At 50.4% G+C, this 13538-nt stretch carries 9 protein-coding genes; 5 read left to right on the top strand and 4 right to left on the bottom strand.

Annotation, left to right across the window (positions count from 1 at the left end):
- Nucleotides 1-57: 57 nt before the first annotated feature.
- Nucleotides 58-2796 (bottom strand): TonB-dependent receptor, encoded by a 2739-nt coding sequence (locus tag N3Z11_RS00725; RefSeq protein WP_260655220.1) that lies wholly within the window; start codon nt 2794-2796, stop codon nt 58-60.
- Between the two features lie 67 nt (nt 2797-2863).
- On the opposite strand from N3Z11_RS00725, the gene N3Z11_RS00720 reads away from it, so the two are divergent.
- Nucleotides 2864-3181, top strand: coding sequence for a hypothetical protein (locus N3Z11_RS00720; RefSeq protein ID WP_260655219.1), 318 nt, complete (start codon nt 2864-2866; stop codon nt 3179-3181).
- 261 nt (nt 3182-3442) lie between these two features.
- Here the strand turns inward: N3Z11_RS00720 and N3Z11_RS00715 are convergent, their stop codons facing one another.
- The 3 genes from N3Z11_RS00715 to N3Z11_RS00705 form a co-directional block, all read right to left on the bottom strand.
- Nucleotides 3443-4897, bottom strand: coding sequence for a capsule assembly Wzi family protein (locus tag N3Z11_RS00715; RefSeq protein ID WP_260655218.1), 1455 nt, complete (start codon nt 4895-4897; stop codon nt 3443-3445).
- A 184-nt stretch (nt 4898-5081) separates the two neighbouring features.
- The gene (locus N3Z11_RS00710; RefSeq protein ID WP_260655217.1) at nt 5082-7148 is read right to left on the bottom strand and encodes a M13 family metallopeptidase; all 2067 of its coding nucleotides are present in this window, start codon (nt 7146-7148) and stop codon (nt 5082-5084) included.
- A 196-nt stretch (nt 7149-7344) separates the two neighbouring features.
- Nucleotides 7345-8970, bottom strand: coding sequence for a methyl-accepting chemotaxis protein (locus N3Z11_RS00705; protein WP_260655216.1), 1626 nt, complete (start codon nt 8968-8970; stop codon nt 7345-7347).
- Between the two features lie 217 nt (nt 8971-9187).
- Between N3Z11_RS00705 and N3Z11_RS00700 the strand changes: the two genes are divergently transcribed.
- The 4 genes from N3Z11_RS00700 to N3Z11_RS00685 all read left to right on the top strand — a co-directional run bounded on the left by N3Z11_RS00700 (nt 9188) and on the right by N3Z11_RS00685 (nt 13488).
- Complete coding sequence (locus tag N3Z11_RS00700) at nt 9188-9601, top strand: DUF350 domain-containing protein (RefSeq protein ID WP_260655215.1); 414 nt, start codon at nt 9188-9190, stop codon at nt 9599-9601.
- Nucleotides 9602-9609: 8 nt separating this feature from the next.
- A complete protein-coding gene (locus tag N3Z11_RS00695; RefSeq protein ID WP_260655214.1) occupies nt 9610-10236 on the top strand; it encodes a DUF1190 domain-containing protein in 627 nt (208 codons plus the stop codon).
- A 6-nt stretch (nt 10237-10242) separates the two neighbouring features.
- Nucleotides 10243-11397, top strand: a complete 1155-nt coding sequence (locus N3Z11_RS00690; protein WP_260655213.1) for a glutathionylspermidine synthase family protein — start codon at nt 10243-10245, stop codon at nt 11395-11397.
- A 360-nt stretch (nt 11398-11757) separates the two neighbouring features.
- Nucleotides 11758-13488: a glycosyl hydrolase family 18 protein gene (locus tag N3Z11_RS00685; RefSeq protein ID WP_260655212.1), complete on the top strand. Its 1731-nt coding sequence runs from the start codon at nt 11758-11760 to the stop codon at nt 13486-13488.
- Nucleotides 13489-13538 lie beyond the last annotated feature (50 nt).

Below are 13538 nucleotides of genomic sequence, written 5' to 3'. Positions count from 1 at the left end.
CCCCTGTTACAGATGTGCAGCAGGGGTTTTCTGACAAGCTTACAAAGTCACGCGCTATTACAGTTTATAGCTGATACCAAACATAAAGTTACGGCCATAGTTCTGATAATCGCGGATCTTGCGGGTATCGCCATCACGATAAGTCACAAATGGTTCGTTGGTCAGGTTGCTGACCTGGAACAATACTGACAAACCGTGCAGGTCAGCAAAACCAGACTGGCTGAAATCATAGCCAATTTGTGCGTCCACAACTGTTTCGCCTAACACCATGTCATACACACGGGTCAGACTGGTACCGCTGACTTCACCTAAGAACTCTGAACGGTAACGGGCACTGGTACGCAGCTGCCAGCCATGTTTTTCATAATACACAGTGGCGTTCACAACTTTCTCTGACAAACCTGGCAACGACATTGGCTTAGAGTCAGATTTTTCTTTCACTTCGCTGTCAGTGTAAGAACCGCTCAATAACACACCAAAACCTTCCAGTGCTGGCGTTAACATCTGACCTGTCAGTGACAACGACAGCTCGATACCGTTGATATAACCGCCATTACCGTTGGTTGGGGTTTTGATATAACCCTGATTTAACACTGGCGCCGGGCCTGTATAGGCATAACCGGTAAAGTCAAACAGCTGGTCCTGGTCAAAAACATAGTTTTCTAAGTCTTTGTAGAACACCGAAGCAGCAAAGTAGCCTGCGTCATCAAAATAGTTCTCATAACTGACATCATACTGACGGGCCATCCATGGACGCAGCGCCGGGTTTGCACCCTGAGCAGACCAGGGTGAGCGGTTAATGTCGTTGCTGGATTGGTTGGCCGCGTTGTAAGAGAAACCAGTGCTGGCATTCATTTTGTCCATCCGGCCACGCGCCAGAGTACGGGCAGCAGCTACACGCACCATTTGTTGCTCAGCAACATCAAAACCTAAGTTAAAGCTTGGTAACAGTTCCCAGTATTTGTCGCCGCCTTCAACCGGAGTGGCAACAACCAGACCACTTGAGTTTTTGGTGGTAGCAAAACCTGTGGCCATCTGGTCAGTGTGCACCGCCTGTAAACCAACGTTACCCTTGACCGGGAAACGGCCAACTTGTGATTCGATATCAGACTTCACAAAGAAAGTGGTGACATCTTCGCTGACAGTCCAGGTGTTGTTGTAACGGGCTGCGTCTGTTAAAGACTCAGAAACTTCGTTATAAGCACCGCTGTTGTACAGCGCCATTGAGTCATAGCTCAGCATGTTACCCATGCCGATAAAGTCCAGCGAAGTAGGCGCTAACAGGAACTGGGCCGGCACTGGTGATGAAACCGGGTAAGTTTTTAACGTCAGATAGTTACCTGTATCCACCTTGGCTTTATCACGTTCACTGTAGTTCACACCAAATTCAACAGCACTGACAGCACCGTCAGCAAACATACGTTTGGCACTTAAACGGATAGCTTGTAATTCATCTTCAATATCTGGTGTGTTGACAAAACCATCCTGAGCGTCAGATGGCAGTGTGATGCCGTTTGCCCAGCTGCGGGCTGCACCCAGTTTGATCAGATTTGCATCTGAATAATCCAGCGTAGGGTTAAAGGTAACAATTCCACCCGGGGTAAAGCTGAAATCCAGGTTATCTTTGGCACCGTTGGCATCACCACGGGCAGTACCTGCATAACTTTCCAGGTTAAAATCTTTACGGTTGGCTTTGGAATAACTTAAGTCAGCTTCCAGGCTCCACTGATCGTTCATTTTGTATTCGTGGTTCAGACCCAGCGCCAGCGTATCGGCATCACGCAGGTTCACATCGTTGCGCACCAGAGATTTTACGCCGGTGTAAGTACCACTGGTCACTAAACCATCCTGAATCACCGCATTGCTCAGTGGCGCACCACCCCACAATAATGGCAGCTCGATACCCCGTAATTGTTGCTCATCCTGGAACTCAGAATAATAAGCATCAATCACAGTACTGGATTTGTCGTTTGGTTTAAATTCAACAATACCTAACCAGCCATCACGCTCCAATTCACTGGAACGCACATAAGGCTTGGCACCACCAATTACTTTTGAGCCATTTGGACCATCGGCATAACCCCATGATTGCCAACGCTCTTCCTGGTTTGGTGATGTCATTTTGGCATAACCAAAAGCCACACCTACTGTGTCATCGGCAAACTGGTCAATATAAGAGAAACTGCCACGGTAACCGTTGGCGGTTGAACCGGCGTTTAGCGCACCTAAATCGTTACGTTCACCACGTAAGTTAAAGACCAAGGCCTGTTCACCATGCGATAACGGACGTACTGTCTGCATATCGATAGTACCGCCAATGGCCTGTGCCATTACACCGGCGTCTGGCGTTTTGTACACCACAACGTTGTTCATCATTTCAGATGGATATTGGTCAAACTCCACACTGCGGTTGTCACCCACAGTGACCTGCTCACGACCATTTAATGTGGCAGTGGTAAAATCCGGAGCCAGACCACGCACTGACACCACGTTGGCACGACCGTCCAAACGCTGTGCGGCAAGGCCAGGTAAGCGGGCGATAGATTCGGCAATACTCATGTCCGGTAATTTGCCGATATCTTCTGCTGAAACGGCTTCAACCACTGAGGTTGATTCCATTTTTAATGCTTGTGCCATTTGCAGACTGCGGCGGATACCAGACACCTGGATCACCTCAATATTTTCTTCTGCTTTGGCTTTGCTTTCGGTAGTTGCCTGTTGGTCAGCATAACTGACTGTACTGAAGCCCGCAGTCGCCAGCGCGAGCGTCAGTAAATTTAATTTATAGTGTTTCATGCCCTTCATCCCCGGTGTGGTGTTTCTGATTTTTAGGTTGTTCGCTCCACACCAACCGGTATGAAGTATGACAACCTTGCTATTTCTATGTGGATTACCTGAACTACACAACATGAATACGTATTCATACCGGCGCAAACGCACGACTTTAGTGCGCCTCGTCTGGCCTTTGCCCAAGGCGGGTGCAAGCAATGAAATGCATCTGCTTGTTCAGCATAGCTTTAGTTCAGAAAATTGCCGTTTGGCCGGTAAAAAAGCCCGCAGCCAGCGCGGCAAACTGCAAGGTTTTGGCTACAAGTCTGCAACATCAACAACGACCGGTGCTTTGTCATCAGTACAAAGCACCAGGCTGGTGCAATCCGCTGCGGCTCAGGCTCTGTCCTGAAACTTTTGCGACCAGATGAATAACAGCTGATTAAATTGCATACGTATGCAATTTAATCAGGGTTCATAACGCGGCAGCACGGCTTGTGTGCCGGGAATAACGGCAGGGAGCCGGCGCTGCTTCGGCGGGCAGCAGCTTTGCCGGCAAACAGCGGGCCCCTCAAACCATCAGCAACCACTGTTGCTGTCTTGTCGCTGCAGCCTGATTCTGCAACTAAAAAAGGCCACTTGCGTGGCCCTTTTGTTTTTACAACTGGTGTTATCAGAACAACCTTTGCCACTGCAGGAAAAGTTCGGTCTGCCAGTCGCTGCTGTTGCTGGCTTTGTAAGTGGTGCGGCTGAACTCCAGCCCCCATTTGACCTGATCCGACTCTTCACGCCATTGCTGCTCAGTGCGCCACAACAATACATTTCGCGCCGGCAGCTGGGTTTGGGTCCATTGGGATGGCAAATCTACCCGGCCGCCGTCGATATTCAGCCGCAAAGCGGCAATTTTATTGTGCCAGTGGGTATTGATATCAAGCTGGGTCAAAATACCCAAGTTAAAAGCCCGGCTGTCATTGTCGTATGGTGAGCCAAAGTTACGGCCATAACGGCGATAACCGTCCTGATGCACACTGTGTTCATACATACAGTTCCAGTCGCGATCGTCACTGCAATCTATAGTGGTATCCACAAACTCTGCATAAATGCGGCTGTCGATGGACGACAAGAACACATCGGCGCCCAGCTGATACACCACTTTATACAGCGCCAGTTTTTTACTGTTAAAGTCTTCGGCAGTGGCGCTGAAGTAAACACCCAAAGGTTTATCCAGCACAGCGCCGGACCAACGGGCATCATAACCAGCCAGCATATTTTCGGTGCCTTCCAGGGTGCCACCGTCAAACAAGGCATTAAACCAGTCGTTTAAACCATTGCCATAACCATCACCGCCGTATTGCATCACCCAGCTAAAACCGAGTTCCAGCGAATCCAGCGGTTTAGTGCCTAACCTGGCCTGCCATAACTTAGCTGAAGGCACAGCAGCTCTTTCGCTCAGCTGGCCAAAACTGGTGCTAAAAGTCCAGGCCGGTAACCAGTCATCCGCTTTAGCGGCGCTGGAGTGACGGCTAAAACTAATACCGGCGACAGGCCGGGCATTGGTGCTGACAATAGTGCTGGCGTCCCAGCTTGGGCCCCAGTATTTTTCTATAGCTCCAACACTGACCACCCAATTCCAGGCTTTGACAGCAACATAACTGCCATCGAGCCGGGTGCGCTGGCCGTCCACAGGCGCATGCACTCTGCTCACCTGCAGCCGGCCACTGAGGTTGTCGTTGTGATAACTGTATTGCAGCCCCAGCTGGGCTTCATCACGCAAAGTGTCGCCAAAACGGACAAACTGCGGCTGTTCGGTTTCACCGGCAAGACTGATACGGGCCTGGCTTGGGCGTTTGTCGCGCATATAAGCCGCCACTACCCGGCGCAGCACTTCGGCTTGTTGTGGGCTTAATTGTTGTGGATCGGCGGCCTGCACATCGCTGATCACGGCCTGCCACATCAAAGGGAAAGTCGTGACAGGTTGTTTGATAATACCGATATCCGCCAATAACTGAATATCTGAACGCAGCGCCAAATCGTCCGCTTCAATCCACCAGCCAGCCTGCGCCTGTAAACTCAGGGTCAGGGCCGATAAACCAAATGCCAGACGTTGCGGGAATGTAAGAGTTCTCAACCGTCAATCCTTGTAGTAGATGCCAACTTTGGCGGCGATTATACGGACTTGCGGCCAGAGCGCCAACCGCGTTCAACCCCTGTGCTTATTTGCGCCTTTGCTGATGCCAACCGTACTTTGCACTTTTTAGTGATATAAAAACGGAGCCAACAGGCTCCGTTTTTAGGCAGTGCGACAATCGCTGTTACCAGATTTTCACCCGCTGATCGTCAGGACGGTACATGCCATCACCTGGTTTTACGTCATAGGCCTGATAAAACTCCGGCATATTCGACAACACACCTAACACCCGGTACATACCCGGTGAATGTGGGCCTGTGATCACTTGCTGACGTAAAGCTTCGTCACGGAACTTAGTACGCCACACCTGCGCCCAGCCGATAAAAAAGCGTTTTTCGCCGGTAAAACCATCGATCACCGGAGCCGGCTTGCCACCCAGCGAGTTCTGATAAGCGCGGTAAGCCACGGTTAAACCACCTAAATCGGCAATGTTTTCACCTAAACCTAAAGCACCCTGCAGTTTTAAATCATCAATAGGGTTAAAGGCACTGTATTGTTCAACCATCAGCTGAGTGCGCTGACGGAACTGCTCAGCATCGGCCGGGCTCCACCAGTCACGCAGATTGCCGTCACCGTCAGAGCGGCTGCCCTGATCATCAAAACCATGGGTAATTTCGTGACCAATCACACCACCAATGGCGCCATAGTTCACAGCATCGTCTGCTTCCACATTAAAAAACGGTGGTTGCAAAATGGCGGCAGGGAACACAATTTCGTTCATGGTTGAGCTGTAATAAGCGTTGACTGTTTGTGGTGTCATGCCCCACTCAGTGCGATCAACCGGCTTACCCAGCTTGCCAATCATACGTTGATATTCACACTGGCTGCTGCGCTGCATATTGCCAATCAGATCATCGGCGCTGATGCTCAGGCAGTTGTAGTCACGCCATACATCCGGATAACCAATTTTGGTATTAAATTTTTTCAGTTTTTCCTGAGCCGCCAGTTTAGTTTCGGCGCTCATCCAGTCCAGCTCGTTAATCGACTGCTCAAAAGCAACCCGCAGGTTTTTAATCAGCTGATCCATGCGCTCTTTGGCTTCTGGCTTAAAGTATTTTTCCACATACATTTTGCCAACCATAAAACCCAGCGCGCTGTTAATGGCTTCTACAGCACGTTCTTCACGCGGTTTTTGCTCCTGCAAGCCACTTAACACCCGGCCGTAAAAATCAAAACTGGCCTGATCAAAATTGGCACTGAGTAACGACGCATTGCTGCGGATCAAATGAAACTTCAGATAAGTTTTCCACTGGTCCAGCGTCACTTCCTGCTGCAATTTAGCAAAAGCCGTAAAATATGTTGGCTGACGCACCACCAATGCATCTTCGCTATTAAGCTGTGCCGCTTTAATAAAGGCGGCCCAGTCAAAACCCGGTGCCAGTGTGCTGAGTTCAGCCGGAGTCATTTTGTTATAAGTGGCGTTGCGGTCCCGGTTTTGTACCCGGCTCCACTGTGCTTCGGCCAGTTTGCTTTCCAATGCAAAAATTTGCTCTGCCGCTTTGCCGCCCTCGGCCCAGCCGGCCAGTTCCCAGAACCTGGCAATCATCCACTGGTATTGTTTTTTGATTTGTTCAGATTTTTCGTCGGTTTTCAGGTAGTAGTCACGGTCTGGTAAACCCAGGCCTGACTGGCTGGCGCTGACAATATATTTGGTGGAATCTTTTTGATCCTGACCCACATAAAGCGCCACTGGCGAGCCGTATCTGTCTTGTTGCATCTGGCCTAAAAAAGCCGCCAGCTCAGCAGGTTGTGTCAGTTTATCAATGGCAGCCAGCTCGTCCTGCAGTGGGGTTAAGCCCAGGCTGTCAATTTTGGCGGTGTCCAGATAAGCGCGGAACAAATCACCGATTTTTTGCTGATCAGAGCCCGCTTCCGCCGGTTTGGCTGCAGCAGCTTTAATCAGCGTTAACACATGCTCGTCAGCACCCTTACGCAATTCATGAAAACTGCCCCACACCGACTTATCCGCCGGGATTTCGGTTTTTGCCAGCCAGTTGCCGTTTACATAACGGAAAAAGTCTTGTTGGGGTTTGGTTTGGGTATCGAGATTACCCAGTTCAATACCACTTTTTAACGCCGCAACCGGGGCTTGTGCCTGTGCTTGTGGCGCTTCAGTTTTGCTGGCTTGTTCACAGCCGGCCAGACCAAAAGCCAAAGCGATACTTAAGGCTAATAAAGATTTTTGTTTCATCGGGATTTCCTGCATAACATCTTGATGCTGATTAAGGCCCGAGTGTAGTGAATCCGATCTGAATGTCCAGCAGCGGCGGATATAAGGGGCAACAGCTGCGATAAAAGGCTGAATTTATGAACGATTCGTGGAAAAAAGCAGGAAAACTGCTGCGCTCTGCAAAGGTGCAAAGCGCAACCTGACACCAGAGGGGCAGTTACACCTGATACTGCGCCGCCTGTAACCTTAATTTCGCAGCCAGCTCAGCTAAAGCCCCGCTGGCCTCGGCACTGTGACGGGCGCTGTGGCTGACTTCACTGATACTGCCACTAAATTCAGTGATGTTTTTATTAATATCTTCGGCCACAACGGTTTGTTGTTCAGTGGCCGCTGAAATCTGCACATTCATATCCACTATGGTACCGACCGAACTGCGGATTTCCTCCAGCACATCACCGGCTTGCTGCGCATTCTGCACGCTGTCACCGGCATATTGTTGTGATTGGGTCATAGCGTTGACTGCTTCTTTGGCAGCACCCTGTAAGGTATCGATCATATTACGGATAGATTCGGTTGCCTTTTGTGTATTCGTTGCCAGAGTGCGAACCTCATCTGCAACCACAGCAAAACCACGACCTGCCTCCCCGGCTCTGGCGGCTTCAATGGCAGCATTGAGCGCCAGTAAGTTGGTCTGGGCGGCAATATTCTGGATCACCAGCAGCACCTGGCTAATTTTATCGGTTTCATCGTTTAAACTGTTGATGACCACACTGGCGTTGCCAATAGCATCGGATAACTGCCTGATAGCACTGACATTTTGCGATACTTTGCTATGCCCTTGCCTGGTTTTGTTATCGGCATCAGCTGCCTGCACCGAAGTGGCCTGCGCACTGGCGGCCACTTCCTGAATGGCCGCCGACATCTGGTTAATAGCGGTGGCAATCAGATTAGCCTGTTGTTCCTGGGCAAAAGCGGTGTCGCTGACCTGAGCGCTGATACTACTCATTTGCTCTGAAGCCGACGCCAGCATATGCACTGCACCACCCAGCTCAACAAAAAAGGCCTGCACTCTGCTGATAGTCTGATTAAAAGATTCGGCTGCTTCGGCTATTTCATCATTACCGGTAATTTTTACCCGCAACCGCAGGTCGGAATCTTGCCCGACATTGTTAATCACCTGACGTAAATCACGCAGCGGCCGCTGGATAGAGCGGTACACCAATAACGCCAATAACGACAAACCGGCAATGGTCAGCACCATCAGCACAATAAATAACTGCAAAGTACTGCTGTGGCGCTCTGCTGCTTCGCCGGTAAACAGCTGTGATTCATCCAGCTGCAGCTGGATCAGGTTCGCCAGCGCAGTGCTGAGCGGATCGGCCACACCATACATCTGCTGCTGAAAATCAGCATTGGGCTGGTTCAGCACTGAGCCATCGGCAATGTCCTGCAGATATTCCTGTAACTGCAACTGCCACTTATCAATCCAGGGATTGGCCGCATCCACCAAACGCTGCTCCTCAGCGGTCATTCTGGTTTGGCGATAGGCCTGCCAGGCGTTTTGAGCCGTGTCAGCGGCCTGACGGATCTGGCTGCTGGCTTCCTGCACATTCAGCAAACCGGCTCTGTGTTTGTGCATCGTATCCACTATGGTGACGGCATAAGCGTCAGAAACAATTTTAATTTGTTGCAGGGGTTTGATTCTGTCCTGATACAAGCTGTCCACGCCTGTGGCTAACAATCCCATGTTATAAACAGCAATCAGACTGACCAGGATCAGCAGTAGTAACGGAATGGCCGCCAACCCGATCAAGCGGGTGCGGACTTTGATTTGATTTAACATAAACTCACCTCAATCTGGTTATCACCGCAGCAATTTCCGTGAGTCCGTTCATCTCTTTGAGCCTAGTACAAGCAGCCACTGTTGTCCGCTCTTTTCACTATGCAGTGCTTTGGCCTGGTTGCCGCCAACACAGCGCAAAACGGCGAGACAATTGCCTTTTACTGCTAAATTCAGGATGATAGCGCCAGACCCACCCGTTAAATCAAAGGAAGATCTGATGTCTGATACGCTGCTTGCTTCAATTGCCGGTTTGCCTGAGTTTTTAAGTTTCTTTTTCCTCGCTATTTTATTAATGGCTTTATTTGCCCGTTTTTACAGCTGGCTGACGCCCCATGACGAAATCGCTTTGATTAAATCCAACAATACTGCGGCGGCCATCGCTTTTGGTGGTGCTTTAGTTGGTTTTGCCCTGCCTTTGTCCAGTGCCATTACCCATTCAATTTCGCTGGCAGATTGTGCTATCTGGGGTGCCATTGCGCTGGTAGTGCAAAGCCTGACTTTTGTGGTGGTACGTTTTACCTTGCGTCAGTTGCCACAACGGATCACCAATGGTGAAGTGGCCGCCGGTGTGTTCTCCGCCTGCTGCTCTGTGGCTGTGGGCATGATCAACGCCGCCAGCATGACGTTTTAGGAGTGATTATGTCTAAATCTTTTAAACGCAGTAAAAAAGCCGCGCTGATTTTGATGGTGCCAACAGCAACCTTGTTGCTGGCAGGCTGCAGCACTGAAGAACCGGTGGAAACCGCCGTGTATCAGAACGCTGACGAATGTGCTGCTTATTACAATCCGCCAGCCGAATGTCAGGCTGAATTTGCCAAAGCGCAGCAACTGCATGCCCAGGTCGCGCCTAAGTATCAGTCTCAGGCCGAATGTGAAGCTGATTTTGGCGTGGGCCAATGTGAAGCACCGGCCACCACTCTGGCACAAAACAGCACAGGCGCAGCAACAGATCCAACAGCACCGGCCCAGCAACAACAGGCCAGCTCAGGCTTTTTTATGCCGATGATGATGGGCTTTTTAGCGGGCCAGATGCTGAACCGCAGTGGGCAGGGTGCACCAAAACAATCAGTGCCAACCCAGCCTTTGTATAAATCCCGTGATGATATGAGCACTTACCGCACTGCCGGCAACCAGCCAGTGGCACGCCAGTCCGGTCCTGTGTCTGTGTTGCCGTCAAAAATGCAGCCGCAGCCGGGTTCTATGGTGCGTCGTGGTGGTTTTGGTGCTCAGGCACAGCAGCGTCAAACAACCAGCAGCGGTGGTTAAGCGCGAATGAAAAAAGTTGCGATTCACGAAAGGCCGGGTTGGCGCCAATATGCTGAAAGTGTCGGTTTTGATTTTCACACTTTTGACGGTGAAGCTTATTGGGACGAAAGCGCTTATTACCAGTTCAGCCTGCAGCAAATTGAACAGGATATTGAAGCGCCGACTGAAGAACTGCACCAGATGGCTTTGTCGCTGGTGCCGGATATTCTGGCCGACGAGCAAAAGTTAAGGCTGCTGGAAGTACCGGAGCCATACTGGGACTGGCTGGCACAGACCTGGCGCACAGCGCAGCCGCATTTATATGGCCGGCTGGATTTGGCTTATCATGGCAAAGGCCCGGCTAAATTGCTGGAGCTGAACTACGACACCCCCACCTCGTTATTTGAAACCGGCTTTTTCCAATGGGTTTGGCTGGAAGATCAAATGATGCGAGGCCAGCTGCCGCAGGGTGCCGACCAGTTTAATTCGCTACAGGACAAACTGGAGCAGGCTTTTGCCACCATGCCTTTGCGTCAGCCCTGCTATTTCAGCTGTATTGGCGACAATATCGAAGACAAAGGCACGGTGAATTATCTGCTGGATATTGCCACTCAGGCAGGCATAGACGGGCGCTTTTTAGCACTGGAACAGCTGGGTGAAATTAACGGCCAGCTGGTGGATGCGGATGATTTTCCGGTGCAAGCCATGTTTAAGCTGTATCCGTGGGAGTTTATGCTGCGGGAAGAATTTGGCCAGCATTTATTAACCTCAGACACCCAGTGGCTGGAACCTGCCTGGAAAATGTTGTTATCCAACAAAGGCATATTGCCACTGTTGTGGCAAAAGTTCCCGAATCACCCAAACCTGCTGCCAAGCTTTTTTGAAAGCCCGGGTGAAGCCCCGTTACGTTCTGGTTGGGTGCGCAAGCCTTTATATTCGCGCGAAGGCGCCAATATTGAGCTGATAGACCCACGAGGTAACAAACTGACGGTGGACGGCCCTTATACCGACGCTGGTTTTATCCGGCAGGAGTTTTATCCGCTGCCTAAGTTTGACCAGAGTTACACTTTAATTGGCTCCTGGCTGGTGGGTGACAGTGCAGCCGGCATTGGTATTCGCGAGGATAACTCATTGATTACCAAGGATAGCTCGCGTTTTTTACCCCATATTATTCTCGACTGATCCGAATACAGCGTGACAAACCCACTGATGGCTGCAACATCAGCGGGATAACTCAGGGCAGTTTAAGACTGCCCTTTGTTTTCTGACTGACCCACCCTGAATATCATCCCACTTTGCCACAGAGGTTGATGCTTTATACAACCCTGCACTGCACGGCAAAAACACCGGATTTATTTCCCTGCAAAATCCGGCACTTGGCCAGACATCAAAAAAACATCAAAAAAATATCATCAAAATTGCGTCTTTTTGATTTTGACAACGCTGTCATTTGTTTCATGGTAGTGCAACCACACAAGCTGAAACAATGGACTGTTGGATGTCGGCGGTGGAGCCCATCACAACACAGCAGGAAAAAAGACCATGAACTTTCGATTATCAAAAAATGGCGCGGCCAGCCTATGGCTTGCCATCAGCTGCCTGAGTTTTCATACAGAGCTGCTGGCGGCAGTTGTAATGCCAGCCAAACCTAGCCTTAGCTGGCAAGAGACCACCGTCAAACTGAATAACGGCAACGTCAATATCCCCATCAACTGGAATATGTGGTGGGGCAACAACGGCAATCAGTGGCAACTAAGTCAAAACGGTGTTGTTGTGCACAGCGCCAGCCTCAGCCCCAATGGCCAGAATGCCCAAAGTGGCAGCACCACTGTGGCAGTCAACACTGCCGGCAATTATGATTTTGTTGTCAGTTTATGCCAGGTGGCAGGCACTGAACGCAGCTGCAGCCACAGCGATACCCGCAGTATCAAAGTAGAAGGCAGCAGTGGCACGCCTGGAAGTTTTGATCCGTGGAAAGACTTAAATTTCAGTGGCTGGCCCAAAGCCATGCAACAACAAAATGTGCCTTACCAGAACAGCAGCAACAAAATGGTGGGCGGTTATTTTGTTGAATGGGGCATTTATGGCCGTAATTACCATGCTTATGATATTCCGGCAAAAAACCTGACCCATTTGTTTTATGGTTTTATTCCGGTTTGTGGTCCTAATACGTCATTGCAACAGGCCAATCCGGAAGGTTACAGCGCGTTGCAGGCGCAGTGTCAGGGCAAAGCTGATTACACTGTGGTGGTGCACGACAAGTTTGCCGCGCTGGAAAAAAGTTACCCGAACGACAAATGGGACCAGCCCATCCGCGGTATTTTTGCCGAAATGTACCGGCTGAAAAAAACCAATCCTCATTTAAAAATTTTGCCATCAGTCGGCGGCTGGACGCTGTCCGATCCGCTGTACAACATTGGCACCAATGCCACACACCGCGCCACTTTTGTTAAATCTATAGTGAGTTTTATCCAGACCTATGACTTTTTTGACGGTGTGGATATCGATTGGGAATTCCCGGGTGGCGGTGGTGCTAATCCGGCTTTAGGTTCAGCGCAGGATGGCGCTGGTTTTGTGCTGTTGATGCGCGATTTACGGCTGGCGCTGAATGAACTCAGCCAACAAACCGGCCGCAGTTATCAATTAACAGCCGCCATGAGTGGTGGCGTGCCCAAACTCAGTCAGGTGGACTGGGAAAGCGCCCATCAATATATGGACTATATCAACCTGATGACCTACGACTACTACGGCGCCTGGAACGGCACTCTGGGTCATATGGCCACGTTATACCCCAATCCAAATTCTCCGCTGCCTGGTTTTAGCGCCAAAGAAGCGGTTGATCATTTGTTAGCCCGTCAGGTGCCGGCCGGCAAAATCACCATAGGCGCGGCTATGTATGGCCGCGGCTGGAAAAACGTCAGTAACGTTAGCAATAACAATCCCTTCAGCGGCACTGGTGGTGAAGGTATCAACGGCAGCTGGGAAAAAGGCATTGAAGACTACAAAAAAATCGAAAGCCAGATGATCGGTGGCGTGAACGGCACTGGTGCTAATGGCTTTGCGTTGTATTGGGATGACACCGGTAAAGCCAGTTTTGTCTGGAATCCGGCCACTAAAACCCTGGTGAGTTTTGACACTAAAGCTTCAGTGCAGGCCAAAGGCCAGTTTATCCGGCAATACGACTTAGGCGGCATTTTTGCCTGGGAGCTGGACGGTGATAACGGCCATATTCTGAACGCCATGCATGAAGGTTTAGGCCATCCAAAACAATAACCAACCACTTTGTGTACAGCTGCTGCCGGATCGCCAACGGCAGCAGCACC

This window comes from Rheinheimera sp. 4Y26, from assembly GCF_025245835.1.
Classification (GTDB): Bacteria; Pseudomonadota; Gammaproteobacteria; order Enterobacterales; family Alteromonadaceae; genus Pararheinheimera.
Note: the sequence above shows the minus strand (reverse complement) of the source record. Positions and strands in the feature narration are given on the sequence as shown.

Bases quoted from the DNA above. Each gene is read 5' to 3' on its own strand.
- N3Z11_RS00725 (WP_260655220.1), bottom strand. From the start codon at position 2,796: ATGAAACACTATAAATTAAATTTACTGACGCTCGCGCTGGCGACTGCG.
- N3Z11_RS00700 (WP_260655215.1), top strand. From the start codon at position 9,188: ATGTCTGATACGCTGCTTGCTTCAATTGCCGGTTTGCCTGAGTTTTTA.
- N3Z11_RS00690 (WP_260655213.1), top strand. From the start codon at position 10,243: ATGAAAAAAGTTGCGATTCACGAAAGGCCGGGTTGGCGCCAATATGCT.
- N3Z11_RS00695 (WP_260655214.1), top strand. From the start codon at position 9,610: ATGTCTAAATCTTTTAAACGCAGTAAAAAAGCCGCGCTGATTTTGATG.
- N3Z11_RS00685 (WP_260655212.1), top strand. From the start codon at position 11,758: ATGAACTTTCGATTATCAAAAAATGGCGCGGCCAGCCTATGGCTTGCC.
- N3Z11_RS00720 (WP_260655219.1), top strand. From the start codon at position 2,864: ATGACAACCTTGCTATTTCTATGTGGATTACCTGAACTACACAACATG.
- N3Z11_RS00705 (WP_260655216.1), bottom strand. From the start codon at position 8,970: ATGTTAAATCAAATCAAAGTCCGCACCCGCTTGATCGGGTTGGCGGCC.
- N3Z11_RS00710 (WP_260655217.1), bottom strand. From the start codon at position 7,148: ATGAAACAAAAATCTTTATTAGCCTTAAGTATCGCTTTGGCTTTTGGT.